Consider the following 25,047-nt stretch of genomic DNA (forward strand, 5'->3'; position numbering starts at 1 on the left):
TCAGGCGGTGTCCCGTTTCTGCCGGCTTTTGAGCAGGCAGGATTTTTCGATGGTTCTGACCAGTTCCCGGGCCAGTTGTTCGGGCGTACCGCAAAAGCTGGAACAGCCCGTAGCGGCTATGGAATCCGGCATTGAGCTGTTGCCGCAACTGGTGCTCTCCTGAACCCAGATCCGGCTACCATAGGCCTTGAGCAATGGTGCTGCTATCACACCGTCGTTGCCCATACCGGAAAACAGGATCCCATGGCAGTGCGCGCCGTAGTGATCTGCGGTATTCAGCAACACCTGGTCAATAGAAGGGCCGTAAGGCCCGGGCCAGGGAGTCTCCAGCTCGGTTAGTACGCCAGTGCTGTCAAACTTCCATTCGTGCTCAACCGGCATTAGTACGACATCGCCGTTTTTTACCCGGTAATTTTCCTCTGCACGCTGCAGTTTGTAATGCGCATGTCGGCCAAGTACCCGGGTGAGCACCTCGGCAAAATTGCCATCAATATGCTGGGCGTATATAAAACCCACAGGCAGGCCAGGCGGCAGGCTATCCAGAAACGCCTTCACTGCAGCGGGCCCACCCAGAGAGGCGCACAACACCCAGACATCCTCTGCTACAGAGCCAGGTGTCGCGGGTGTCAGCCACTGCGGAAGCTCGGATGCCCCTGCGTTTTCCGGAGCCTGTTCCCCAAGCTCTTCCAGGCTGGCTCGGGAATCCAGCTGCGCAAGCTCTCCCAGTTGTTGCTCCAGCTTGCCCAACAGTCTGCGCTCCCAGCGGAAATACTCCGTACTGCCAGATGCGGGGGCCTGATCCAGCCCGAACAGAACCGGTGCCTCGGTATTTTCCAGCAGATAGTCGAACAGAGCCGGGTGATCCGCCTCATCTTCCAGTGTGACCAGCCATAAACCGGCATCTGGAAACCCGGGTTGTCCCTGAAGTCTTTCAGGGTCACCGGAGAAGCAGACCTCAAGGCCGAATTTTGCGGTGGCTGCCTGCAGGCGGTGCCTCTGCAGGACAACATCCGAAACAATTCCGACCTGAGCCCGACCGTTATGGCCGGTCATCACTGCTTACCGGTCAGCCGTTCAATTGTTTTCAACAATTCGGTCTCCTGGAACGGTTTGCCGAGGTATTCGTTTACACCGATAGCCAGCGCGCGCTCACGGTGTTTTTCACCGGTTCGTGACGTGATCATGCAAATAGGCATATCGCGCAGGTTGTCGTCGTGCCGCACGAAGCTGGCCACTTCAAAGCCGTCCATGCGGGGCATCTCGATATCCAGCAACATGATGTCCGGTTTGTGATCCTGCAGCTGCGCAACCGCATCCAGGCCATCTTTAGCGGTGATAACCTCCATGCCATTGCGCTCTAGCAGGCGAGAGGTAACCTTCCGGACGGTTACCGAATCGTCCACCACCATCACGACCGTAGCGCGCTCTTCGAAGCGGGCAGATTCCCGGCCCTTTTCCAGATCGGCCAGGCGCTGGCGTTCGGACAATATATCGGAACGGATCATGGCTGGCAGGTCGAGAATCACCACCACGTTACCATCACCAAGAATGGTGGCACCGGATACGCCGCGAACGCTGCTGAACTGAGGGCCGAGGGATTTAACAACAATTTCCCGGCTACCCATCAGGTTGTCTACCTGCAGAGCCATGGGCTGCTCGGCACCGCGGACCAGAATCACCGGCAGCGGCAGGGCCTGGCCCTGGAGCTTGGGATGATGGTCGCTGTTCAGCAGGCTGCCGAGATATTGCAGTCGATACTCCTGGCCAGCGTATTCATACATCGGTGCATCCGGCTTGTAGTATTCCTCAAGCTCGTAGGTGCTGACCCGGACTATACCTTCGATGGTGTTAAGCGGGATGGCGTAGAAGTCTTCACCCGTGGATACCATCAGGGCGCGGTTTACCGAGACGGTAAACGGCAGCCTTACTGTGAATACGGTGCCCCGGCCGAGCTGTGATTCGATGTCCAGGCTACCGCCGAGCTGTTTGATTTCGCTGGCCACCACATCCATGCCAACGCCGCGACCGGAAATCTGAGTCACCTTCTGCGCGGTCGAAAATCCCGGTTGCAGAATAAACTGGAGAATTTCCCGTTCTGAGAGGTCTTCATCTTCCCGCAACAATCCCTGGCGGATAGCTTTGTCCCGGATCAGTGCCGAAGGAATGCCGGCGCCGTCGTCTATCATGCGAAGAACCACATCGCCGCCTTCCCGGACAAGCGACAGAGTAACGTCACCCGCTTCTGCTTTGCCGTTTTTCCGGCGTTCGGACGGGCTTTCGATTCCGTGGTCGATGGCGTTGCGCAACATGTGCTCAAGTGGCGCGATCATCCGCTCCAGAATGTTGCGATCCATTTCGCCTTCGGCATTGCGTACATCAAATTCCACTTTTTTGCCCAACTCGCCGCTGATCTGGCGAACAATCCGGCGCAAACGCGGCACCATAGAGGAAAACGGAATCATTCGGGTCTTCATCAGACCTTCCTGGAGTTCCGTATTGATTCGGGATTGCTGGACCAGCAGCGTTTCCGTATCCCGAACCCGGTCAGACAGTGTCTCGCGCAGATCTGCAAGGTCTGAAGACGATTCGGTCAGAGCTCGGGACAACTGCTGAATGGATGAGTACCGATCCATTTCCAACGGGTCGAAATCGTCGCCGTAGTCGGGGCCGTGCTCTTTTTCAGCACTGAAGAGGATTTGTGTCTCGGTTTCGATTTCCATCCGGCGCAGCTGTTCGCGTAAGCGCTCTATGGTTGCGGCCATTTCATCCAGAGTATGACCGAAATCACTGCTTTGCTGTTCCAGTCGGCCACGGGTGATACTGGTTTCGCCCGCCAGGTTGACCAGATCGTCCAGCAGAGGTGCGGAGACCCGGATGGTTTCCTGAGCGGCGGTACGCTGTGCGTCTGCGCCTCTATTCCGGGCCTTTGCCGGTGTTTTAGCCAGTACAGGCTTGGGCGCACGTTCGGCCAAGGCGCCAGATGTGCTCTGATCCGCTGATATTTCCGGCTGCGACTGAGCCCCTGTCGTAACTGCACTCAGCGGTTCTTGTGTCGCCACGCCGGATTTGAAGCGTTCACATACGTCTGCCACCAGGGCAATGATGCCGTCGTGGTGTTCGGTAATGGACTGCCACTGGGCGTCATCCGGTGCTTTGCCGCCCAGTTCGATCAGGCGCGTTTCAAAGCTATGAGCTCTATCACCCAGTGCAGAGAGCTGGGATAAACGGGCTCCGCCCTTGAGCGTGTGCAGTGCGCGCTGTGCTTCCTGATTGAAATGGCTACTGGCAGGATCTTTACGCCAGTCATCAAGGAGGTGCTCCAGCTGATCCATGATTTCGCCGGCCTCTTCCAGGAATATTTCCAGAATTTCCGGATCAACCATGTCCTGGTCTGTCGCTGCAGTCTGCTCTTTTGAAAGTTCCCGGATGCCGACATCAGGATCCTGTGCGCTGCTGAAGGCGGCAAGAAGTTCGGGGTCTGCGACCGGTTCGTTGCCCTGCTCCAGCGCACTGAGCATGGATTTCAGGTCGGCAAGACCGCGGTCACTGAGGGCCAACAAAAGCTTTTGGTTGCCGGTGCTGGAAATCAAGGCATCAAGTGCGCCCGACCAGCCGTCAGCCAGGTCTGCAATGGGGTCAACATCGGATAGCCGAGCGCCACCCTTGAGTGTATGCAGCTCATATTGTAATTGAGTTACGCCGTCCATTGCCTGTGGGTCTTCGCGCCACTGGTCGAGACATTCACTGATGGCGTCGTGGATCTCGTGGCCTTCATCCAGGAAGATGTCAGTGAGTTCGCCGTCACTGTCTTCCGTTTGGCTGACCTCGGGAAGTGGCGCGGCAGTGTCTCTGTCTGTAGCCGCCACGGGCAAAGATTTGCCACGGAGAATGGCGTCTACCTGATCCACCAGATCGCTGGCGGGGGGGCAGGGTTTCTGGGTAGCGACCTGTTCAACCATCTGCGCCAGCCGGTCGTGGCACGCAAACAGTAGATCAGTCATGACACTGCTGGCTTCCAGCTGGCCCTCCGCCACTTTCTCCAACAGATCTTCAAGCACGTGGGTCAGGTCACCAATAGCATCCACCCCGGCCATCCGGGCGCCACCCTTGAGGGTGTGAACGTCCCGTTGCAGCTCTGCGGCTACTGAGCGGTTGGACGGATCTTCACTCCAGGTATGCAGCGCACTGCCTGTGGAGTTGATCAGGTCGTAGGCTTCCTCAAGGAAGATGCCAGTCAGCTCCGGGTCCATGTGCGAGAGATAGGTTTCGTGATCGCTCTCTTCAGGCCCGTCAGCCTCCTCAAGTTCCGGAACCGGGATTGCACCCTCATCGGATATGGCTTCACTGTTCTCGTCCGATATCGCTACGTCTGTGACCGGTCGGGAGCCGCTTCCGTTTGTGTTGTCCATGTAGGCGCGGATTTCGCTGATCAGATCCGGAGCCGGGCGCGGAAGCTCCTTGGCTTCCATGTTTTCTACCATGCCGGCCAGCCGGTCATGACAGCGGAATAACAGGTCTGACAGCTCGTCGTTGACCGATAGCCGCTGTTCAGTCAACCCCTCAAACAGGTTTTCCAGCTCGTGAGAGAGGTCGCCCACCGCCGGAATATCGGACAGGCGAGCACCGCCTTTCAGAGTATGCAGATCCCGCTGAAGCAAACGCAGGATATCCAGGTTGCCGGTAGATTCGCTCCAGTTCTGCAGCGCTTCGGCAGTGCTATCGATGAGGTCGCGAGCTTCTTCCAGGAATATTTCCGCCAGCTCTTCATCCAGTTCGCTGTCGAACGTTTCTGGTAAAGCCAGTTCGGATGATGGCTGCTGGCCGGCATCCGTTTTTTCGGTTTCGGCCGTTTCCAGTTCATCCATGTCAAAGCTGAGATCAATTTCTTCCAGATCGTCGGTGAACTCCTGGTCGAAGGCGTTTGCGGCTTCGGCTTCCGGCTCCGACATGGACTGGGTAAGTGCTTCGAGCTCAGCAACCAACTCATCGCCGGACTCGATTGCCAGCCCTGCAGCCACCTGATCCATCATGTTGAGCAGATGCTCATGGGCGTTGCCCACGGTTGAGAAGAACTGTTTGTCTGGTGCTTCGCTTCGGGCTGTGGCTGCTGCGTAGACTTCTTGCAATGCTTTTGACAAGGCTGCTACATCAGGCAGCCCGGCATCGGTCGCTGCGTCGGTAAGCTGCGCCAGTTCGGCATTCAGGCGGCGGAGCGATCCGGTATCCTGCGGATTGTCTGCCCACTGCTCGAGGATGAGGTCAGCATCCAGAACAATGTCCAGGCCTTCATTGAGGAATAGCTGCACGAGCTGGGATGGTGCGGGCTGCTGGCCGTCATGGCTCGCGTATTCACTGTAGGTGCGGAGCCTGTCGCTGGAAATATGTTCCAGTTTTTCAAGAAAGGCCTCGGTGCCGGGCAGGGAAGCCTGGGGCTCTCTGCGGATCTGCTCCAACCCTTGTGTCAGAAAGTCGCAAGCCGTTTCAATCAGCGACAGCACATCGCGGTCGGCGCGCAGATTCTGGGCGCGGGACTCCTTGATGAAGCGCTCCAGCGGGGCAATGACCGCTGCAATTGGGGCGATCCCCGCCGTATGGGCGCTGCCCTTGAGAGTATGAAGAGCACGGGAAAGATTGTCGGTGTAGGACACGTTAATCTTGTCACCAGCTGATTCAAGAAACGCTCTAAGGGTCTGCAGATGGGTTTCGGTTTCGCTCTCGAAGATATCCAGCAGCACCGGATCAACGCCGCCGTCATCCGCGTCGTATGACGTTTCGGGTAGCTCCATAGCGCCGGCATTGGGAGCACCCTCGGTTTCTGCGGCCGGCATGGTGCTGGTGTCGGGGATCTCGCCGTTGGCCAGGGCGGTGGCTCGCGCTTCAAGGCCAGAAGGATCGACTGAAGGCGGGTTTTGGTGTTCAAAATCACTCACCAGAGACGGAAGAATGCCGGTAGCGTCATCCAGCAAGCTGGCAATGTCGTCGTTCATGAAAATGCTGCCGTCGATTACACGGTTCAGCATGTTTTCTACAGACCAGGCCAGCTCACCTACCACCAGTGCACCCACCATGCGACCGCTACCCTTAAGGGTGTGGAATGCGCGTCGTACTTCGGAGAGGGCGCTGCGATCATCATGCTGGCGCAGCAGCATTGGCAGGTATTCCCGGATGGTGTCCAGAACCTCGCCCGCCTCCTCGATAAAGATCTCGAGGATTTCATCGTCAATCAGATCATCGTGCCGGTCATTGCCGGCCGCTACGTCCGGCTCCGGGTTTGCCTCGGGCGCTGGTTCGCCCAGCACGTCGGCCGGAGTGTCGGTCTGTTCATCGTCGTCGCTGCGGCGAGTTGTCGCTATGGACTCGGCGCGTTCGATCAGCCCGGCTACGTCGCCAGCCACCTTGCCTTCACGGAACTCTTGAATCAATGAAGGAATGCGGGCGTTGACTTCGTCGATCAGAGTGAAAAGTTCGTCGTTCGGTTTGATACTCTGGTCGATGACCCGGTTCAGCAGGTTTTCCACAGACCAGGCCAGCTCTCCAAGACTGTTTGCACCCACCATGCGACCGCTGCCTTTGAGCGTATGGAACGCTCGACGGACTTCTGTCAGTGCCGCGCGGTCGTCGTGGTTCTGGCGCAGCCGTGGGTAAAATTCGTGGATGGTCTGCAGAACTTCCTCTGCTTCCTCCACAAAGATACCGAGGATCTCATCGTCCAGAAGATCCTCGTCCGACGTTTTGGTTTCGGTTTGTTCGACAACCGGTGTGCTGTCTTGGGCAGGCTCGTTGTCCCAAGTCGGTTCCTCACCTACGGGGAAGCCAAGGCTGGCGAGACTTTCTTCGGCGATTCGCAGAATGTCGTCGTTATCACTGATGCCTTCAGCCAGGCGCTCCAGATAGTATTCAATACTGGTGATTGCGTCGGCCAGGGTATCCAGCTGTTTCCAGTCGGGCACGTGTCTGTCGCTGAGCAGAACGTCTGAAATGTAGCGCTCGGCAGAGGCTAGCATGCTGACCACACGGTCCAGTGGAACCAGGCTCAGACCGCCGCGGATGCTGTGCAGCAGGCCGGGGACATGTTCGATTTCACGGGTGTCCCACTGGGACGCAATAAAGTTGATAACAGCAGATTTCACCTGCTCCAGTGTGTTGCGCGACTCCCTCAGGAGGGCGCTGCTGGCTTCACCGAGCTCCCGGGAGCCCTGGCTGAGAGGCAGGTTATCGTCACTATTACCGGAGCGCTCCGGTTGCCGGTCACTGTCCAGGCCAGCGAGGCTGGCTTCCACATAGAGCAGAGCTCCGGCGATGTCCATCAAGGTGCCATCATCGACCAATTCGTTCTGGGCGCTGAGTTTTTCAACCAGTTCGATCTGCTCTGTAATGACTTTCCGAGGAATTCCCAGGCCGAGAACTGCGAGTGTGTTACCTACTTGCACCAGACCAGGCAGAAGATCTTCAAGTTCGCTGTTTTGACGCATTTCAGAGCGGACAAACAGATCAAGCTGATCTTTCAGCTTGGCGAGCTCTTCATTAAGCGCGCTGACAACAGAGTGGATGGCTTCACGGCCGGGGCCGGAAACACGGTTCCTGGCAGCATCTACATCATCTTCAGAGGGCAGAGCCTGCTCAAGTTGATAGCGGCTACGCAGGTCCCGGACCTTTTCGGAGTCCAGGTCCCGGGCCCGGGCAACATAATAGAGCAGGTGTTTAAGCAACGCGTCGGGCGCGGGCTGCGCGAGGATATTGCCATGCTCGTCGATGAGACGGCGGATCTCGCTGTCGAGCTCCCGCAGCAAGGATTTAACCGCGGCGTTGACTGGGTTGGCCCTGGCCTGGAGCGTTTCCACGAAGGCTGCTGCGGCTTTCCAGAGTTCCCCGCGGGGTGTTTTCTGGCACAGGCGAACCAGCCGATGAATGACTTTCTGCAGGTACGCAAACTGTGCGTTGAGGTCTTCTTCGCGAATGACGCCGGCAAGGGCAAACTGGTACATCTGGCGAAGTTTACGAACATGGCCGAGTACGTTCGGATCCTGCAGGCGCTGGGAAACGTTGCCTGCAACCTGCATACGCGACGGGCCCAGATCAGGTTTGAACAGCGAGGTGTCTGAAAGCAGAGAGTCGCCCCGTGCGGCCCTGAGATCGTTCAGCAAAGGCAGCAGCACCATGGGGAAATCATCCTGGCTGCTGGTCAGGTGTTCCAGATACTGCGGAAGCTGCAGAATCGCCTGCATCAGAACGTTAACGGCTTCGTCCACGCTGGCGACACTGTTGTTCAGCACCGCCTGGGTGAGCTTCTCCATTTCCTCGGTCAGCAAGGCTGCACCGTAAAGCTCAACCATCTTCAGAGTGCCATGCACCTGATGGAGATAATTCAGGCAGAAGCGCAGGCGAGCGGTGTCGTCACGATTCTCGACATACGCTTCCAGCGCGTGCTGACCCTGAGTCAGCGTGTCCTGTATTTCGCCCCGAACCCAGTCGAGGGCGATGCTGTCATGGTGATTGCCCATAACCTCTCCGGTTATTCTTCGTCAGTCTGGCGCTTTATCCACGCCAGTACATGTTCCGAGGGTACTCTTTGCAGGCCAGGGGGCTGCCAGTCGGTCAGCTCTCCCTGGCCCAGAACCAGAAGTCCCCCGGGCGCCAGCCGCTCTGCAAGTCGCCTGACAATGTCCCGCCGGCGCCAGCGACGGAAATAAATCAGCAAATTCTGGCAGAAGATAATGTTCATCCCGTGCATGGGTGCCTTATCCAGATCCAATACATTCAATCTGGTGAAACAAACCCTTTCCCGGATGCTATCGACAATTTCAACGGTATTTCGCTCGGCCGGGCGGAAATACCGGGTCTTCATGTTTTCTTCCATGCCCTGCAGTTTACGGGCATTAAACTGGCCAGCCCGGGCCTTCTCGATCACCGGCGAACTGATATCCGAGCCGGTTACGCCATACAGCGGCTGCAGAGCCAGCTGGTTCATACACTCGTTCAGCACCATGGCAAGAGTGTAAGGCTCTTCGCCCGTGGAACATCCGACACTCCAGGCTTCAAGAGCATGCTTCCGGAACTGCTCTCTGGGCCGCGTGAGAATATAGTCGGCGACTAACCGAAAGGCGTCCGGATCCCGGAAAAAACGGGTTTCCTGTACCGTTACCCGATCAACCAGTGTCGACCATTCCCGTATGGCATCCGGCCCAAAGACAATCGTTTCGTAGTAGGCCTGATAGCTACTGCAGCCTATTTCCCGCATCCGGATAGCAAGATTGGTCTCCAGAAAAGAGCGCCGCTCCGCAGGCAGTGTCATGCCTGTGCGGTCCTCCAGCAGTGCCTGCCACTGGCTGAACTGCGCCTCGTCCATATCAGGAAGACGACGCAGAAACCAAGTGCTCTCGGCAGGTGACGGGTTGTTATGAAGTTCAGACATAAACCGCCATTAGCCCTGGGCTGTAATCAGCTCACCACCGGAACGTTGCTGTCTTCCTCTTCTTCGTGGTCGACCATATCTTCTTCGGGCAGCGTGAAGCCGGCAACGGAGGACCGCAGCTCGGACGCCATGTCTGCCAGATTCCCGATCGACTTCGCGGTTGCGTTGGTACCGGACGATGTTTGGGAAGTAATTTCCTGGATAACGTTCATCGTATTGGAAATGTGCGCCGCAGAGGATGACTGCTGGCGAGCGGCGTTGGAGATGTTCTGAATCAGCTCCGCAAGACTCATGGATACGTTCTCGATTTCCTCGAGGGCAATACCCGCATCCTGTGCCAGACGTGCACCACGAACCACCTCGGCGGTGGTATGCTCCATGGAGATAACCGCTTCGTTGGTGTCGGACTGGATCGTCTTGACCAGTGCTTCAATTTGCTTGGTTGCCGCAGAGGAGCGTTCCGCGAGGCGCTGAACCTCGTCCGCAACTACCGCAAAGCCCCGGCCTGCATCACCGGCCATGGAGGCCTGGATTGCAGCGTTCAGGGATAGAATGTTGGTCTGGTCGGCAATGTCGTTGATCAGGGATACGATGTCACCGATCTCCTGGGAAGATTCACCCAGACGCTTGATCCGCTTCGATGTTTCCTGGATCTGCTCGCGGATGTTATCCATGCCGCGGATGGTGTTCTGTACCACTTCTGCGCCTTTCTTGGCGATGGCAACCGAGCGTTCCGCAACCGCTGAAGATTCTGCAGCGTTGGAAGATACCTGGTCGATGGATACGGCCATTTCGTTAACAGCTGCAGAGGCGCCGGCAATTTCCTGAGCCTGGTGCTCAGATGCATCTGCCAGGTGCATGGCAGTGGACTGGGTTTCCTGGGCTGCTGAGGCCACACGTACCGCTGTGCCACGAATCGCCTGTACCAACCCGCGCATCTGGTCGATCGCGTAGTTGATGGAGTCGGCGATGGCGCCGGTAAAGTCCTCGGTTACTGTGGCTTCTGCGGTAAGGTCACCGTCGGCCAGATCGGCCAGTTCGTCCAGCAGCCGAAGGATCGCATTCTGGTTCTGCTCATTCTGCTCCTGAGTAGTTGCAAGACGCGCTTGGGCTTCCCGGTACAGAGCAAGGCCGATAAACACTACCATGGCGGCCATGGCAGCCAGAATGAAAAAAGCCAGAGTCGGGCTGACAAGCCGCGAGCCGCTCTGGGCGCGGAAGCTTTCGGCCAGAACAGAGAGCTCAGAAAGCAGGATTTCGGAATTCTGGAAGATGTCGCTGGCTGCGGTGCGTACCTTGAAGAGGTCGGGAGAAGCTTCAAGGATAGCGTCTACGTTCTGGGAAACGAACGCGAACAGTTCATCAACCGCTTCCAGGCCGTAAATGGCATCTTCGTCGTTTACTTTCGAAATGCCCATGGCCGGATTGCCGTTAAGCTGACCCTCGAGCACCCGGCCAAACAGGCTGGCGTCGCGGCCAAACCGGTCGGCGGCGATAACAGCGTCTTCGTCACCGGAAAGTACGTTGTTTACCGAGCGAACAATCCGCTCTGCCAGCAGTGACTGGCGTTGTGCCAGTGCAATCTGTTCAGACGGCGCTTTGTTGTCCAGCAGGATCTGTACGATATCGTCGTACTCAACCTGAAGCTGAGGAATGGTTTCGTTCAGGGTACGCGCTACTTCGTGCAGGCCAAGCACGGCATCCCGGGTGGTCAGAATGCTGTCAGCGTTCTCGCGTACCGTGTTCCAGTGTTGCTGAACACCGCTCTCGCGGGCCAGTTCACTAGGTGGCAGGCCGGTTTCCGGGTTGCCTTCGGTCACGTTTGCCCAGAGCTGCTGGAATTCATCGCGGGAGCGGCGCAACTGGTTGAATGCCTCGGCGGTACCGCCGGCGGCCTCAGTCGCGTTTTTCGCGATTTCCTGTGAAAGCACCCTCAGATCAGCTGAGTTGGCGATGTATTCCTGATCGTTCTGGCTGTCCCTGTTAACAATAAACAGGACCACAACGAGCAGGACAGTGAGTGCGATCAGTGAGGCGATCAAGCCGGCAACGAGCTTGTTGCCTCCCTGGCCTGTACCGATTCTTCCGGCTCTGTTTTTCATTTTCTGGCTCCCGGCCTCTTCAAGAATTTGGCAAGTTGTTTTAATCAGGCTTCAGGCAGTCAGGGCGTTTGTCCTGCCACGGTCATCACCCTTACCACTGTGCGACGTCGAGAAAGCGTTCGTCTTCGAGCAGGTCGACGGCGGAAAACACTTTCCAGACTTCTTCGTTTCGTTCATAGCCGCCTGCGACAAACGGTTGAACGTTTTCAGGCACACCCGTTGGCGCTGCCTTGAAACTGTCGGTTGCAAAGTACTGCATGCCCAGTACAGTATCGACGACCAGACCACTGAAAATATCGCCTTGTTCAACAACAAGAACCCGTCGTTCCCGCGGGCTGCGGGATGAGCGGGGAATGTCAAAGAATCCGGCAAGATCTACCAGGGGGAGAAGGCGACCGCGAACGTTGGCAGCACCCATCAAAAATGGCCGCACTCCCGGAATGTGCGTAAACCGGGGAACGTGCAGTATCTCAGTGACCTCACCCATGGGAGCCACATAGTGCTCACCTGCAAGAACAAAGCCGATGCCATTCCACAGTTCTACGGCTTCCTGTTGTTCCGGCAGGCCAGCGGCCATGGACCGGCTGCGCTGGGCGATATCCGTCAGAACGGCAAAGGGGGCGACCTGGGCGGACATGCTTACTCCACGGTTAGGGATCAGGCAATCAGACTGTTGATTGTCTTGATCAGGTCGTCTTCGTTAACCGGCTTTACCAGATACCCTTTGGCGCCTTGGCGGGTGCCCCACACGCGGTCGGTTTCCTGATCTTTGGTGGTAACAATAATGACAGGGATGGACGCCGTTTCCGGAGCTCGGGTCAGTTGGCGGGTTGCCTGAAAACCGTTGAGGCCAGGCATGACCACATCCATGAGCACCAGATCCGGGGTTTCTGCGCGAGCCTTTGCAACACCATCGGCGCCATTATCGGCGGTAAGCACGTCGTGTTTGTGCTTTTCCAGAATGGTGGAGATTTTCTTAACCTCGGTAGGAGAGTCATCAACAATCAGAATGCGAGCCATGGGTTCCTCGATGGTTCTTTGTGTCAGCAGGTTTACTGTGTCGTCACGGGTAGATAGTGACGGATCGTATTGAGCAGCTCATCTTTGCTGAACGGTTTGGTCAGATATTCGTCAGAGCCGACGATACGGCCCTTGGCTTTATCGAAAAGCCCGTCCTTGCTGGACAGCATGATGACCGGCGTCTTTTTGAAAGAGGAATTATTCTTGATGAGCGCGCAGGTCTGATAGCCGTCCAGGCGAGGCATCATGATATCCACAAAAATGATGTCCGGTTGTGAGTCGGCAATTTTGGCCAGAGCATCAAAACCGTCTGTCGCGGTGATAACCTCACAGCCAACCTTTTTCAGGAGGGTTTCTGCGGTGCGACGGATGGTTTTACTGTCGTCGATCACCATGATCTTCAAGTTCTCGAAGTTGTCATCCATTATCCAGGTGCCTTGCGCTCAGCGACTGTCATTGTTTTCAAACGAGGGTTTTAGCATAAACCTTAAGGTTCTTCTATAAACCCCGATCATTTATAGATTATCGATGGCCCGATAAAAAGTATTACTTTGTGACCAAATGTACTTCTGCCTGAAACATCACGTAATCGACCAAGGATTTCTCCGGATGCATTCAAGGCTCGGGTACAATACCATCTGGTGTCGCAGCATAGCACTTATTGTCCGGTTCACTCTGCAGACCGGTTCGTGTTTTTAACCCCTCAGGAGCGCAAGAGGCACTATGACAGTTCGACTCGGGATCGTGATGGATCCGATTGAGGATATCCATTTCAAAAAAGACAGTTCACTGGCGATGTTGCTGGCGGCGCAAAACCGCGGCTGGGAAATCGAGTACATGGAGCTGCCAGACTTGTATATGGATGGTGGCAAAGCCATGGCCCATACGCGCAGCCTCACGGTGCACATGGATCCGGAGAACTGGTACGGCTTCGGCCCGGCCAGGGATCGCGCTCTGGGCGATCTCGATGCGATTCTTATGCGCAAGGATCCGCCCGTGGATCGCGAGTTCCTGATTGCCACCTACATTCTTGAATCTGCGGAGCAGCAGGGCGCCCTGGTGGTTAACCCCGCAGCAACCCTGCGTGATTGTAATGAAAAACTGTTTGCTACCCAGTTCGAGGATCTTACGCCGCCGTTGCTGGTAAGCCGGTCGTCGAAGCGTTTCCGGGAGTTTTACGCGGAACACGGTGACGTTATCATGAAGCCGGTTGATGGTATGGGTGGCCACTCTATCTTCCGCATCAAGGAAAACGACTTTAATCTGGGCGTGATTATTGAAACGCTGACCAACTATGGCGCTCATCAGGCCATGGCCCAGAAATACATTCCGGAAATCAGCGACGGCGACAAGCGCATTCTGATGATCGAGGGTGAGGCAGTGCCTTACTCGCTTGCACGGATTCCCTCGCAAGGCGAGAATCGCGGCAATCTGGCGGCCGGTGGCAGGGGCGAGGGCCGCGAGCTCACTGCCCGTGATCGTGAGATCTGTGCGCGGGTTGCGCCGGTTATCAAAGAAAAAGGTCTGATGTTTGTAGGCCTGGATGTGATCGGTGATTATCTTACCGAAATCAATGTGACCAGCCCGACCTGTATCCGGGAGCTGGATGATGCTTTCGGAACAGACATTGCGGGTTTGCTGATGGACGCCGTCGAGAAACGTCTTAACCGGAGCTGACGGGGAAATCATGGATCAGGGCCAACGACAGGAACGGGCGCAGTAATGGCAGTGCAGGTAAGCGATTTCGACAGGTTTTCCTTTACGCTGTTCATGGCGTTGGTTGTGCATGCAGTTGTGGTGCTGGGGATTACCTTTGCCCCTGAGTCGCCGCGATCTTCTGCCCAGACCATGGAAATTACCCTGTCGCAGTTTGATGACGAGCAGGCGCCTGAGAAGGCAGATTTCCTGGCCCAGACCAGCCAGCAGGGCAGTGGCACCGAGGAAGAGCCCCGGGAGATGACCACTCCGCAGCCCTCCGAAGTCAGTCAGCCAGAGGTGGCTCAGGTACAGCCCGAGCCACAGGCACAAACCGAGCCGGTTCGCCGCCAGGAACAGACGGTTGTGCAGACTCAAAGCCAGTCGAGCCGGCAGGTTCAGAAGCCTGAGCAGCGCACCAGGCCGGAAGAAGAGCCGTTGCCGGTAAAAGAAAAGAAAAGCCTGATGGAGCGCAGCCTTGAGATCGCCAGTCTTGAGGCCCGGTTCGACGCCCAGCAACAGGCTTATGCCCGGAAACCCAGAGTGATGAGGGTGACGGCGGCCTCCACCCTGAAGTCTACCAACGCCTGGTATGTGCAGAACTGGGTCAGCAAGGTGACGCGAGTCGGGAACATCAATTATCCCACCGAAGCCCGCCGTGCCGGAGTCTATGGCACCCTGCGAATGCTGGTATCCATGCAGAAAGATGGCACAATAAAGGAAGTGGCCGTTCTGCAATCGTCCGGAAGCACCCTGCTTGATGACGCGGCGATTCGTATTGTCAGGATGGCTGCACCGTTCGCACCCTTTCCGGATGAGATGCGGAAAGAGGTGGACGAACTGGAAATCATACGCACCTGGTCCTTCCAGCAACGGGGGCTGACATCCGGATGACGGCATCGAAACATTCTCCTCACAGTCTGAGACATCACTTTCTGGTGGCGTCGCCTTATCTGGCGGACCCCCGGTTCCACGGCGCTGTTATATACCTCTGCGAACACTCCGATGACGGCGCCCTCGGGTTGATGATCAACCAGCCTCTGGATATCCATCTTGGGGAAATTCTGGAGCAGCTCGACCTCCAGGGCGGGGAGCTGGATCTGCCAGTATTCAGTGGTGGTCCGGTTGAGACGGAGCGGGGTTTCGTTCTGCATTCGCCGGGCGCCAACTGGCAGAACACCGCTCGAGTCACTGACGACGTTATGCTGACGACCTCCCGTGACATACTCGCCGGCATTGGTCAAAACGAAGGCCCGGAAGAGTTTCTGATGGCTCTGGGCTATTCCGGTTGGGGTGAAGGACAGTTGGAAGATGAGTTAGGAAGCAACGCCTGGCTGACCTGTCCGGCAACTACAGATATCCTGTTCCGAACACCTTGGGCTGACCGGTACAGCGCCGTCCTCAAGTTAATCGGGATTGACTTGAATCAGCTCAGTGAGACGGTGGGGCATGCCTGAAGCCGGCCGTCGCAGTGTTATGGCGTTTGATTTCGGGCTACGTCGTATTGGCGTGGCTACCGGCCAAGAGATGCTTGGCACAGGCCAGCCTCTGGCCATGATCCCCGCCGATAACGGAATGCCGGACTGGCATCAGCTCGAAAAGCTACTGGCGGAATGGCAGCCAGATCTGGTGCTGGTAGGCCTGCCCCTGAACATGGACGACAGCGAAAACGATATGTGTGGCCGCGCCCGCAAATTCGGTAAACGCCTGCATGGTCGCTTTCATGTCTCGATTGAAATGGTGGATGAACGCCTGACCAGTTACGAAGCCAAGGGCGAAGTGATGGCTGCCGGTGGTAGCCGGGATTTCGGTCGCCACGGAGTGGACGACCGTGCAGCGGTGCTGATACTGGAAACCTGGTGTCGGCTGCAGACAGTTTAGAGAAGCGAGAACGTAATGAGCGCATTGCTTGATGTGGACGAGTTGATGGATAGGCTGGAAACGGAGCTACGTCGCCTGCTCATACAGCGTGGTATCGAGTCGCCGGTGCTGATAGGCATTCGTACTGGCGGAGTCTGGGTGGCGGATATCCTTGGCAAACGCCTTGGTATTGAGGGGCCGTTCGGGAAGCTGGATATATCATTCTACCGGGATGACTTCAGCCGGATTGGCCTGAATCCGAAGGTCACGCCCTCGAGCCTGCCTTTGGACACCGAAGGCAGGAATATCATATTGGTCGACGACGTCATAATGAGTGGTCGCACCATACGTGCTGCGATGAACGAAATTTTCGATTACGGCCGGCCGGCCAGTATCATACTCGCCACCCTGATTGATCTCGGTGCACGCGAGCTGCCAATTCAGCCTGATGTGGCAGGGCAGTCGCTGGTGCTTGGAGCGCAGCAGCGCGTAAAACTTCGCGGCCCGGATCCGCTCCGAATCGAACTCCAGGAAGCCGGACAGTAAACTCCCGAACCCGACAGCAGGCAAACCATGACCGCAAACGCAGCTTCCCCCAACCATTTGCAGCTAACCCGGGACGGCCAGTTGCGGCATTTTCTGACTCTGGATGGTCTGGGCCGGGATCTGCTGACTGACATTCTCGATACCGCAGATTCGTTTATTGAAGTGGGTGAACGAAGCATCAAGAAAGTGCCTCTGCTGAGGGGGCGGACGGTGGTAAATCTGTTCTTCGAGTCCAGTACCCGAACCCGCAGCACGTTTGAGCTTGCTGCCAAACGGCTTTCTGCGGACGTGCTCAACCTCGATATCAATACCTCGGCCACCTCCAAGGGCGAATCGCTCTCAGACACCCTTTTGAACCTTGAGGCCATGGCCAGCGATATGTTTGTGGTGCGCCATGCCCAGAGTGGCGCGCCGCACTTTATCGCTGAGAGCGTTACCCCCGGGGTCGCTATTATCAACGCCGGTGACGGCCGCCACGCCCACCCCACCCAGGCCATGCTGGACATGCTAACCATTCGCCAGCACAAGGGCGCGTTTGAAGGCCTTAAAGTTGCCATAGTGGGGGACATCCTGCACTCACGGGTCGCTCGCTCCCAGATCCGTGCGCTGAATGAGCTGGGTGCCGAACAGATCCGTGTGATTGCACCCGGCACGCTGTTACCGAGTGATGTTGAGAGCCTCGGGTGCACCGTGGAATACGACATGGCCAGAGGCATGAAAGATCTGGATGTAGTGATTATGCTGCGCCTGCAGAAAGAGCGTATGGAGGGTGCTTTACTGCCGAGCGAGCGTGAGTTTTACCGGCTTTACGGATTGAGCCAGGACAAGCTGGCACTGGCGCATCCGGAATGCATTGTCATGCATCCGGGGCCGATTAACCGCGGTGTGGAAATCGAGTCCGCCGTGGCGGATGGTCCGCAATCGGTCATCCTGAACCAGGTCACCAATGGCATTGCCATCCGCATGGCTGTGATGTCCATGGCGATGGGCGGGCAGGTGGCAGATCGCCAGCAGAAACTGACGGAACTGACCGAACGAGGCCTGGCATGAGTGATAACGAGAAATCCGCCGGCACCAGTCTGAAAATCACCGGCGGCCAGTTGCTGGATGGCCATGGAAGTGAGACCGCAAACATTGCCCTGCTGATTCGTAACGGGCGCATTGCGGCCACAGGTGAGGCGGCAAAACAGGCTGATGCGGACCAGGTGTTTAACGCTGAAGGTTGTGTGATCACTGCGGGGTTTGTGGATCTGTACTGCAATCTGCGGGAGCCGGGCAATGGCCAGAAGGGCAACATTGCCTCGGAAACCCGCGCTGCGGCGCGGGGCGGATTCACGACTGTGTGCGCCTCTCCGGAAACCTCCCCGGTTAACGACTCCCGGGCCGTTACACATCTGATCCGGGACGGTGCGGCTACCAATTCCCCTATCCGGGTGTTGCCCGTGGGAGCGGTGACCCGGGGGCTGGAAGGGGAGATGCTCAGTGATATGGCGGGCCTTACCGCTGCGGGCTGTGTTGCCGTTGGTAACGGATCCCGCGGGGTGCGCAATGCGCGCATACTCCGCCGTTGCATGGCGTATGCTCAAACCTTTGGTCTTACGGTGATGTTCCGCCCGGAAAACCAGTCGCTGGCAGCAGACGGCTATGCTCATGACGGTCTGGTGACGTCCCGGCTCGGCCTGCTGGGTATTCCGGAGGTGGCAGAAACCGCATCGGTCATGGAAATGCTTCTGCTGGCGGAAGAAACCGGCGTTCGGCTGCACCTGAGTCAACTTTCCTGCGGCCGCAGTGTTGAAATGGTCGCCGACGCGCGCCGCCGTGGAATTGCTGTTACGGCCGATGTGGCCATGCATCAGCTTGCCTTTACAGAAGACGCGCTGGCGGGCTTTGATAGCCGTTTTCACCTGCGCCCGCCGTTGCGCTCGGAAGCGGACCGCAAGGCTCTGGTTGCCGGTGTTCGCGAGGGAGTGATCGATGCGATTGTAAGCCAGCACCTGCCCCATGACAGCGCTGCCAAACAGGCGCCCTTGCCGGCCACTGAACCTGGCCTTTCCAGTATAGAAAGTGTGCTCTCGCTGGGTCTCCGGCTGGTTCAGCGCGGTGAGCTCAAACTTGCTGAGCTGGTTCGCGGCCTGACCTCAGGCCCGGCATCGGTGATCGGCCGAACCGCAACGATCAGCAACGATGACATTGCAGACCTTTGTGTGTTTGATCCCGGCGCGTACTGGACCCCTGGTCGTCAGTCCCTGATCTCTGCAGGTCATCACGCGCCGGTTCTGGGTCAGACGTTACCCGGTGTGGTGAGACTTACGCTGGTGGATGGACAGGAGGTCTGGGCCAGCGCCTGAAGCCGTTAAGCCCGCCTGAAAATGCGGCGGAGGTTGGCCAACCTCTGTCGACGCCATCACATAATCCCGAGTGTTGCTTAAAAACTCTTGAAAAAGGGCGCCTGTGCCAACGGGCAGCTGTTTGCGATCTCGAAAACGTTTTAGCCCGCAGCGCTTACCCGCAGCGCTTAAAAGTGGCATCAAGCTTAATCTGAGCGCTTACACCGATGAAAAGTCGCTGCTGAAGACTTCAAAGCCGGCCAGTGCGACGCGGTGCTGCTTACCGGTACTCGCGCACGGGAATTCAACAAGTTCACCGGTAGCCTGGAAGCCATGGGTGCTGTTCCCGGTGAAGAAGAAATGTGCCTGCTTTATAACACCCTCAGCCAGCCCAGGGCCCGCCCGTTGCTGACGGACGGCCCTTATGAAGTAGCTGGTGTCTTCCCGGGTGGCGCAATCTATCTGCATACCCGTGACCGCAGCATCGATTCGGTTGAGAAGCTTCAGGGCAAACGCATTGCAACACTGGATTACGACCAGGCATCTGTTCGTATGGTTCGCCACGTGGGCGCTTCAGCAGTCGGCTCCAATTCCGCCAATTTTGCCGGCAAGTTCAACAACGGCAGTGTGGATGAACCTGCCGCAGGAAGACACGGCCGAGTACGACAAGATGCTGCGTAAAGTGCGCATGTCACTGCTCGAAGACGGGATATATGACGAGCGTGCGATCAGGCTTATGAAGGCTATTCGCTGTCGTGTGGATGCAGCCCGCTCTGAGTGTGGTTCCGTGGCCGGAAACTGATAATCGGCTCTGGGTTTCAAACAGGCCCACCCGTGAGAGCGGGTGGGTCTTTGCTCAGCGGAACGCGTCTTTGAATGCTTTGCCTGCTTTGAATCCGACGGTCTTGCTGGCGGGAATTCGGATAGACGCCCCGGTTTGAGGATTTCTGCCATCCCGCGCTTCACGGGCGCGGATATTGAAAGTGCCGAAGCCGATCAGAGTAGTGTCTTCACCCCGCGCAGCGGCAGCTGAGATCTGATCCGTAAAGGCGGTAATCACTTCACTGGCTTTTTCACGGGTCAGGCCAGTATGTTCGGCTATAGTCGCCGCGAGTTCAGGTTTGCGCATCGGGTATTCCTTTTTTGTTTTTGTCCATCGGAGTCGCAGCCAGGTTGGCGTGCGGCTGCCTGAATCTATAGTGGTTTGCGGCGCTTTGTGCAAACCCGGGGAGCGGTAAAAACTATGTGCACAGGCGTCATTTGCGGTGCTTGTCTCAAAAAGCACGGGCTCTGTAGGCCATAGTGCCGCTCTGGTTACAGTCTGTAACAGGCCGGAAAAGCCAGACGCGATAATTGCGCGATCAGAATAACAATACAAAACGTTTAGAAGGTTCAGACACCATGCTGTATTCCGGGACTTCATTTCCAGAGTCTTCCGTCCGGGGTCACACCCACCCGCAGTCTTTTGGGCAAGGGTTTATGCGTTCGGCATTCCTGCTCAGGGGCTTTTTTGTCGCTCTGGCCATGGGTTGCGCCATGAGTGAGGCCACAGCTCCGTTGCTCATGTCCTTTGGTCGTGTGGCCAGCGAGCCGGATCAACTGGCGGTAATGCTCTATCTTTCGGCCGGACGTTGTGCCGAAGCGCAGGGTCGTGAGCATGAGTTGGCGGTCCTGGTCGCCCTGTATGAAAAAAAGTAATGCAGCTGAAGACGCCATGATCCGCCAGAAGCGAGCCTACGCCCTGGCATCAAAGCGCTATCTGAAATCCTGGTAGCACCACAACGTTTTTTACGGTGAACCTGGCACAGGTGAGTGCCCGGATTTTGACGACGACATGGATGAGTTCACATACCTGGCCGGGCTGCTCTCAGGTCTGCAGGCGCTCAATTCAGAGATCCAGTCTACTCGTCTATCGGTGTTCCCAAGAACGTAGGCTCAATTGTAGCGCGAGCCATAAGCTGCCTGGAAAATGACAAGTGGTGGGGCGCTCCTATGGCACTTAAAGCGACAGTGTGGGCCATGATGCCTGGCGCGCTGCCCGAAGGTGAGAACGCCTTTGAGTGCCTGGCTTTTGCCGATCGACAAGGCGAGGAGGCGGGTGTGCGGCTCAGCCATGTATTCCATGCAATTGAAGCCGCTGTGGCGCACGAGCTTGCTCAGAGGCCAGTTGATGATGACCCTGTGGCAGCACCGCTGGGCGCCCAGGAAAACGACCCCGCCGATATACGGCTTGCCATTGAGCGATCGGTAGCCGACTGTAAATCCGCGCACCAAAGCTTTGCCAGCCTCCGGGATCAGCGTACGCCGGGTGTGAAAGCCTATCGCGCGATTGAACTGTTCGTTGCCGATCTGATTGCCTTCGGCCTCGAGTCCCAGCGTTATATTCTGGTGCTGCTGGTTATGTTGTGTGCCGTTACTGCAACCCTGACACGTCACCACGGTTATGTGTCTGATTTCCGGAACCTATTTCGCACTGATTGGTCATGCCTCGGGTATTGGTATCTATCTGGGCAAGATGATGGAGCTGGCGGATATGTTCCTGAACGTGGGGCTGTATGTGTGGGTTGGCATGATGCTTAAACAGACCCGCCTGGCGAGACGCTGGTGTTCAACCTGTTCCGGCCCTGGCGCTTGCGGCCACCGCCATGTCCGGTTCCCTGGGTGTTGTGTTGCGTCCCTGTTTGCTGACGGCCGCCATGTTTACCCTGGTTGCGTTTACCGTAAATCGACAGAGCAAGTTTGATCTGGCGCCGACTTCCCAGGCTTTACCGGCCATGTTTCGTGCCTTCAGGCCGTTGATCCCCTAAGTACATCAAGGGCTGGAGTGCAGCTTGCGTGGAGCTACCAACGACACCACGGCCGAAATTGGTGCGCTGTTACTGCTGCTTGGTTTGTCTGTGAGTATTGGTGGTGTAATTGAGCGCTCCCAGATCATGCAGAGTTTCCCTCAGTCCTTCGACAGCGCCTTCGTGGAACTCGATGGCCGCCTACATTTGTTAACGATAAGTGCGACTTTCTTAACTTAAGATTTCTGATATTTGCAATCATATAACGATATAGTTGACGACTATAAATACAATTTAAAGTGCATCAGGGATCATCAAAAATGAAACGGAGAGTAAGTTTACTTGCAGGGTTTATACTTCTGCTCTGCAGTTTTTCGCTATTAGCGGACACCATCAAGCTTGGATTTAACTACCCCCAGTCCGGGCGTTACAAAGACCTGGGGTTGCAACAAAGGCTCGCAGCATTTCTGGCAGTCGAAGAGATCAACCAGGCTGGTGGAATCCTCGGTAAAGATGTAGAGCTGTTAATTCGTAATACAGCTGGATCCCCTGAAAGAGGCGCCGCTAATACCGATGAGCTCATCAGAAAGGAAAAGGTAGACATGTTGTTCGGTGGCGCTTCCAGCGCAGTTGCTATTGCTTCAGGCAAAGTAGCAAAAGACTTGGACCGCCTCTATTTCGGTACGACAACTTCCGCAAACGCCACTACTGGCAGCGAAGGGCACGACCATATGTTTCGTGAGTACCCTAATGCGTGGATGACTGCGAAAGCACTTGGGAGCTATCTGACCAAAACGTTTGATGATTCAAAGTACTTTTACGTAACGGCCGATTACACTTGGGGCCTGTCCTCTGAAGCATCTATTCGTAACTTTACAAATACCACCGATAAGCAAGTCCACCCCCATGCTCTGACACCTTTCCCAAGAGCGTTCATCAAGGATTTCAAGAAAGCACTGGAAGCAGCCGAAGCAAGTGATGCTGAAATCCTGGTTCTGGTTTTATATGGTGATGATTTGGTGAGGGCGCTCAAGGTTGCCCATGATATGGGGTTGAAAGACAAGCTGAAAATAGTTATCCCTAACATCAGCCTTGGAATTGCGTTGAACGTTGGAGCCTCCATCATGGAGGGTGTTATCTCTACGACTCCCTGGGAGTGGATGATCCCTTACCAGCTGGACTTTGAGCGCGGGCAACAATTTGTTGAGGCGTTTACAAAGAAATATGAAGTAAGGCCCACATCTACTGCGGCTACGGCTTATGGCATAGTGTATCAGTACAAGGATGCTGTTGAACGTGCCGGAACCACGAATACTCAAGATCTTATCAAGGCACTTGAGGGGCATGAATATAGCCTGCTTAAAGACACTCAGCAGTGGCGGGCACTTGATCATCAGAATCTGCAGACAATATATGTTGTGCGCAGCAAAAGCAGAGAACAAGTGGTTAAAGACTCCCTCCGCAGCGACTTTTTTGAGGTAGTAGGCTCGCTCGATGGAGGGCAAGCAGTACAGACACCCACTGAGTGGAGGGCTGAGCGTGCTGCTGCAGGTAAGCCGCCGTCGTTGTGATATTTGCTGAGGGTATCGGCAGGACAGGGCAGTCGCCCTGTTCGTCTCTCTCCGAGTAGAAAGGTTTTGGTTGAGGTAAAAAAGCGCCGTGCTTTCGCAGGGCGCTTTTTTTATAGCAGGTGGGCTCAGAGTTTCGGGCCGGCCTCTACAATTGCATCGGAAACATCAAATTTCTTGAAGTTTGCCACAAACTGGCTGATCAGCTCTTCCGCCTTGCCATCGTAGTAGTCAGCGCTGGCCCAAGTGTTGCGCGGGTTTAGCAGTTCCGTGTCTACTCCCGGTACGTGCTTGGGAACGTCGACATTCAGTGTCGGCAAATGCTCGGTTTCCACCTCGTCCAAGTCGCCGTTCTGGATCGCGCTGATGATGGCGCGAGTCGTCGGGATGCTGAAACGAGTGCCTTCGCCGTGTGGGCCGCCGGTCCAGCCTGTGTTCACCAGGAAGACCTTGCTGCCATACTCGTCGATACGCTTCATCAGCAGCTCGGCGTATACGCCGGCCGGACGCGGGAAGAAGGGCGCACCAAAACAGGTGGAGAAGGTGGACTTCAGCTTGGACGATGAACCCATCTCCGTGGAGCCAACCAGCGCGGTGTAGCCGCTCAGGAAGTGATAGGCAGCACTTTCACGGCTCAGGATCGACACGGGGGGCAGTACGCCGGTCATATCGCAGGTCAGGAACACGATGTGGGACGGCTCGCCGGCACGGTTTTCAAGCACGCGCTTTTCTACGTGCTCAAGCGGGTAGGCGCAACGGGAGTTTTCGGTCAGGGAAACATCGTTGTAATCCGGCTCGCGGGTTTCCGGGTCAATGGTTACGTTTTCAACAATAGCGCCAAAACGGATAGCGTCCCAGATGATCGGCTCGTTCTTTTTGCTCAGGTCGATGCACTTGGCGTAACAGCCTCCCTCGATGTTGAATACGGTGCCGGGACCCCAGCCGTGCTCGTCGTCACCAATCAGGAAGCGGTGCGGATCAGCAGAGAGGGTGGTTTTGCCAGTGCCGGAAAGGCCAAAGAACAGGCAGGTCTCGCCATCTTCGCCTACGTTGGCAGAGCAGTGCATTGGAAGTACGTCTTTTTCCGGCAGCAGGAAGTTCTGCACGGAGAACATGGCCTTTTTCATTTCACCGGCGTAATGCATGCCGGCCAAAAGCACTTTGCGACGTGCAAAGTTAATGATCACACAGCCCTTGCTGTTGGTGCCGTCGCGTGCCGGCACACACTCAAAATTGGCGGCGTTCAGGATCTGCCATTCCTGCTTGTCAGCCTGGTTGTAGTGTTCAGGACGAATGAAAAGGTTGCGGCCAAAGAGGTTCTGCCAGGCGGTCTCGGTGGTCATTTTCACCGGTAGATAGTGCTCCGGGTCGGAGCCGACGTGAACCAGGGAGACAAAGCTGTCATTTTCCGCAATGTACGCTTCTACACGATCCCACAGGGCGTCGAATTTATCGGCCTCAAACGGGCGATTAATCGGCCCCCAGTGGATGTCGTCAGACGTGCTCGGCTCTTCGACGATGTAGCGGTCCATAGGAGATCGGCCGGTACGCTCACCGGTTTTTACGACCAATGAGCCATTGGAAGCCAGCTGCCCCTCGCTACGTGCCAGTGCCTGCTCGACCAGCCTTGCTGTACTCAGATCATTATAAGTCTTACTCACTTCGACCTCACCCTCGGGATGTCTTAGTGATTACTCAGGCCGCTCCCAAAAATTGGCGGAAAACTGAGCA

At 56.5% G+C, this 25,047-nt stretch carries 23 protein-coding genes; 14 read left to right on the forward strand and 9 right to left on the reverse strand.

What is annotated here, in order from left to right; translation table 11 throughout:
• The 7 genes from BUA49_RS03755 to pilG all read right to left on the reverse strand — a co-directional run bounded on the left by BUA49_RS03755 (position 1) and on the right by pilG (position 12,959).
• Complete coding sequence (locus BUA49_RS03755) at positions 1-1,053, reverse strand: chemotaxis protein CheB (protein WP_072795632.1); 1,053 nt, start codon at positions 1,051-1,053, stop codon at positions 1-3.
• Positions 1,053-8,501 (reverse strand): hybrid sensor histidine kinase/response regulator, encoded by a 7,449-nt coding sequence (locus BUA49_RS03760; protein ID WP_072795634.1) that lies wholly within the window; start codon positions 8,499-8,501, stop codon positions 1,053-1,055. Before BUA49_RS03760 ends, BUA49_RS03755 begins: the two co-directional genes overlap by 1 nt.
• A gap of 11 nt (positions 8,502-8,512) precedes the next feature.
• Positions 8,513-9,412 (reverse strand): CheR family methyltransferase, encoded by a 900-nt coding sequence (locus BUA49_RS03765; RefSeq protein ID WP_072795635.1) that lies wholly within the window; start codon positions 9,410-9,412, stop codon positions 8,513-8,515.
• Positions 9,413-9,438: 26 nt separating this feature from the next.
• Complete coding sequence (locus tag BUA49_RS03770) at positions 9,439-11,514, reverse strand: methyl-accepting chemotaxis protein (protein ID WP_072795636.1); 2,076 nt, start codon at positions 11,512-11,514, stop codon at positions 9,439-9,441.
• Positions 11,515-11,605: 91 nt separating this feature from the next.
• Positions 11,606-12,151 carry a chemotaxis protein CheW gene (locus tag BUA49_RS03775; protein ID WP_072795638.1) on the reverse strand — a complete coding sequence of 182 codons (546 nt, stop codon included), beginning with the start codon at positions 12,149-12,151 and terminating at the stop codon, positions 11,606-11,608.
• 20 nt (positions 12,152-12,171) lie between these two features.
• Positions 12,172-12,534, reverse strand: coding sequence for a twitching motility response regulator PilH (gene pilH / locus BUA49_RS03780; protein ID WP_072795640.1), 363 nt, complete (start codon positions 12,532-12,534; stop codon positions 12,172-12,174).
• Between the two features lie 32 nt (positions 12,535-12,566).
• Positions 12,567-12,959, reverse strand: coding sequence for a twitching motility response regulator PilG (pilG, locus tag BUA49_RS03785; protein WP_072795642.1), 393 nt, complete (start codon positions 12,957-12,959; stop codon positions 12,567-12,569).
• A gap of 298 nt (positions 12,960-13,257) precedes the next feature.
• Here pilG and gshB point away from each other — a divergent pair, with 298 nt between their 5' ends.
• The 9 genes from gshB to BUA49_RS17935 all read left to right on the forward strand — a co-directional run bounded on the left by gshB (position 13,258) and on the right by BUA49_RS17935 (position 19,764).
• Positions 13,258-14,211, forward strand: coding sequence for a glutathione synthase (gene gshB, locus BUA49_RS03790; protein ID WP_072795643.1), 954 nt, complete (start codon positions 13,258-13,260; stop codon positions 14,209-14,211).
• Between the two features lie 45 nt (positions 14,212-14,256).
• The gene (locus BUA49_RS03795; protein WP_072795645.1) at positions 14,257-15,123 is read left to right on the forward strand and encodes an energy transducer TonB; all 867 of its coding nucleotides are present in this window, start codon (positions 14,257-14,259) and stop codon (positions 15,121-15,123) included.
• A complete protein-coding gene (locus tag BUA49_RS03800; protein ID WP_072795647.1) occupies positions 15,120-15,686 on the forward strand; it encodes a YqgE/AlgH family protein in 567 nt (188 codons plus the stop codon). Before BUA49_RS03795 ends, BUA49_RS03800 begins: the two co-directional genes overlap by 4 nt.
• Positions 15,679-16,110: a Holliday junction resolvase RuvX gene (gene ruvX, locus BUA49_RS03805; protein ID WP_072795648.1), complete on the forward strand. Its 432-nt coding sequence runs from the start codon at positions 15,679-15,681 to the stop codon at positions 16,108-16,110. Before BUA49_RS03800 ends, ruvX begins: the two co-directional genes overlap by 8 nt.
• Before the next feature lie 15 nt (positions 16,111-16,125).
• A complete protein-coding gene (pyrR, locus tag BUA49_RS03810; RefSeq protein WP_072795650.1) occupies positions 16,126-16,635 on the forward strand; it encodes a bifunctional pyr operon transcriptional regulator/uracil phosphoribosyltransferase PyrR in 510 nt (169 codons plus the stop codon).
• Between the two features lie 27 nt (positions 16,636-16,662).
• A complete protein-coding gene (locus BUA49_RS03815) occupies positions 16,663-17,685 on the forward strand; it encodes an aspartate carbamoyltransferase catalytic subunit (RefSeq protein ID WP_072795651.1) in 1,023 nt (340 codons plus the stop codon).
• Positions 17,682-18,983, forward strand: a complete 1,302-nt coding sequence (locus BUA49_RS03820) for a dihydroorotase (RefSeq protein WP_072795653.1) — start codon at positions 17,682-17,684, stop codon at positions 18,981-18,983. The genes BUA49_RS03815 and BUA49_RS03820 overlap by 4 nt, the downstream gene beginning before the upstream one ends.
• Before the next feature lie 252 nt (positions 18,984-19,235).
• Positions 19,236-19,643 carry a putative solute-binding protein gene (locus tag BUA49_RS17930; protein WP_228704393.1) on the forward strand — a complete coding sequence of 136 codons (408 nt, stop codon included), beginning with the start codon at positions 19,236-19,238 and terminating at the stop codon, positions 19,641-19,643.
• Entirely contained in the window at positions 19,633-19,764 is a 132-nt protein-coding gene (locus tag BUA49_RS17935) for a hypothetical protein (protein ID WP_267283706.1), read from the forward strand. The genes BUA49_RS17930 and BUA49_RS17935 overlap by 11 nt, the downstream gene beginning before the upstream one ends.
• Positions 19,765-19,818: 54 nt before the next feature.
• Here BUA49_RS17935 and BUA49_RS03830 read toward each other — a convergent pair whose 3' ends face one another.
• Positions 19,819-20,091 carry an HU family DNA-binding protein gene (locus tag BUA49_RS03830; RefSeq protein WP_072795655.1) on the reverse strand — a complete coding sequence of 91 codons (273 nt, stop codon included), beginning with the start codon at positions 20,089-20,091 and terminating at the stop codon, positions 19,819-19,821.
• A 350-nt stretch (positions 20,092-20,441) separates the two neighbouring features.
• Here BUA49_RS03830 and BUA49_RS17940 point away from each other — a divergent pair, with 350 nt between their 5' ends.
• The 5 genes from BUA49_RS17940 to BUA49_RS03845 all read left to right on the forward strand — a co-directional run bounded on the left by BUA49_RS17940 (position 20,442) and on the right by BUA49_RS03845 (position 23,319).
• Complete coding sequence (locus tag BUA49_RS17940) at positions 20,442-20,660, forward strand: hypothetical protein (protein ID WP_228704395.1); 219 nt, start codon at positions 20,442-20,444, stop codon at positions 20,658-20,660.
• Between the two features lie 294 nt (positions 20,661-20,954).
• Entirely contained in the window at positions 20,955-21,542 is a 588-nt protein-coding gene (locus BUA49_RS17945; protein WP_228704396.1) for a hypothetical protein, read from the forward strand.
• Positions 21,543-21,607: 65 nt separating this feature from the next.
• Positions 21,608-21,769, forward strand: a complete 162-nt coding sequence (locus tag BUA49_RS17950; protein ID WP_228704397.1) for a hypothetical protein — start codon at positions 21,608-21,610, stop codon at positions 21,767-21,769.
• 24 nt (positions 21,770-21,793) lie between these two features.
• A complete protein-coding gene (locus BUA49_RS17955; protein ID WP_072795656.1) occupies positions 21,794-21,988 on the forward strand; it encodes a hypothetical protein in 195 nt (64 codons plus the stop codon).
• 80 nt (positions 21,989-22,068) lie between these two features.
• Positions 22,069-23,319, forward strand: coding sequence for an ABC transporter substrate-binding protein (locus BUA49_RS03845; protein ID WP_072795657.1), 1,251 nt, complete (start codon positions 22,069-22,071; stop codon positions 23,317-23,319).
• Positions 23,320-23,444: 125 nt separating this feature from the next.
• Here BUA49_RS03845 and BUA49_RS03850 read toward each other — a convergent pair whose 3' ends face one another.
• Positions 23,445-24,977 (reverse strand): phosphoenolpyruvate carboxykinase, encoded by a 1,533-nt coding sequence (locus BUA49_RS03850; RefSeq protein WP_072795658.1) that lies wholly within the window; start codon positions 24,975-24,977, stop codon positions 23,445-23,447.
• Between the last annotated feature and the right edge of the window lie 70 nt (positions 24,978-25,047).

Source organism: Marinobacter antarcticus (assembly GCF_900142385.1).
In the GTDB taxonomy this organism is placed as follows: domain Bacteria; phylum Pseudomonadota; class Gammaproteobacteria; order Pseudomonadales; family Oleiphilaceae; genus Marinobacter; species Marinobacter antarcticus.

Excerpts from the sequence above, each read along its gene's own strand:
- BUA49_RS17940 (WP_228704395.1), top strand. The coding sequence starts at position 20,442 with ATGCGTTCGGCATTCCTGCTCAGGGGCTTTTTTGTCGCTCTGGCCATG.
- BUA49_RS03770 (WP_072795636.1), bottom strand. The coding sequence starts at position 11,514 with ATGAAAAACAGAGCCGGAAGAATCGGTACAGGCCAGGGAGGCAACAAG.
- BUA49_RS03755 (WP_072795632.1), bottom strand. The coding sequence starts at position 1,053 with ATGACCGGCCATAACGGTCGGGCTCAGGTCGGAATTGTTTCGGATGTT.
- pilG (WP_072795642.1), bottom strand. The coding sequence starts at position 12,959 with ATGGATGACAACTTCGAGAACTTGAAGATCATGGTGATCGACGACAGT.
- pyrR (WP_072795650.1), top strand. The coding sequence starts at position 16,126 with ATGAGCGCATTGCTTGATGTGGACGAGTTGATGGATAGGCTGGAAACG.
- BUA49_RS17950 (WP_228704397.1), top strand. The coding sequence starts at position 21,608 with ATGTCCGGTTCCCTGGGTGTTGTGTTGCGTCCCTGTTTGCTGACGGCC.
- BUA49_RS03830 (WP_072795655.1), bottom strand. The coding sequence starts at position 20,091 with ATGCGCAAACCTGAACTCGCGGCGACTATAGCCGAACATACTGGCCTG.
- BUA49_RS17935 (WP_267283706.1), top strand. The coding sequence starts at position 19,633 with ATGCTGCGTAAAGTGCGCATGTCACTGCTCGAAGACGGGATATATGAC.
- ruvX (WP_072795648.1), top strand. The coding sequence starts at position 15,679 with ATGCCTGAAGCCGGCCGTCGCAGTGTTATGGCGTTTGATTTCGGGCTA.
- gshB (WP_072795643.1), top strand. The coding sequence starts at position 13,258 with ATGACAGTTCGACTCGGGATCGTGATGGATCCGATTGAGGATATCCAT.
- BUA49_RS03760 (WP_072795634.1), bottom strand. The coding sequence starts at position 8,501 with ATGGGCAATCACCATGACAGCATCGCCCTCGACTGGGTTCGGGGCGAA.
- BUA49_RS03815 (WP_072795651.1), top strand. The coding sequence starts at position 16,663 with ATGACCGCAAACGCAGCTTCCCCCAACCATTTGCAGCTAACCCGGGAC.
- BUA49_RS17945 (WP_228704396.1), top strand. The coding sequence starts at position 20,955 with ATGGCACTTAAAGCGACAGTGTGGGCCATGATGCCTGGCGCGCTGCCC.
- pilH (WP_072795640.1), bottom strand. The coding sequence starts at position 12,534 with ATGGCTCGCATTCTGATTGTTGATGACTCTCCTACCGAGGTTAAGAAA.
- BUA49_RS03795 (WP_072795645.1), top strand. The coding sequence starts at position 14,257 with ATGGCAGTGCAGGTAAGCGATTTCGACAGGTTTTCCTTTACGCTGTTC.
- BUA49_RS03845 (WP_072795657.1), top strand. The coding sequence starts at position 22,069 with ATGAAACGGAGAGTAAGTTTACTTGCAGGGTTTATACTTCTGCTCTGC.
- BUA49_RS03775 (WP_072795638.1), bottom strand. The coding sequence starts at position 12,151 with ATGTCCGCCCAGGTCGCCCCCTTTGCCGTTCTGACGGATATCGCCCAG.
- BUA49_RS03820 (WP_072795653.1), top strand. The coding sequence starts at position 17,682 with ATGAGTGATAACGAGAAATCCGCCGGCACCAGTCTGAAAATCACCGGC.
- BUA49_RS03765 (WP_072795635.1), bottom strand. The coding sequence starts at position 9,412 with ATGTCTGAACTTCATAACAACCCGTCACCTGCCGAGAGCACTTGGTTT.
- BUA49_RS03800 (WP_072795647.1), top strand. The coding sequence starts at position 15,120 with ATGACGGCATCGAAACATTCTCCTCACAGTCTGAGACATCACTTTCTG.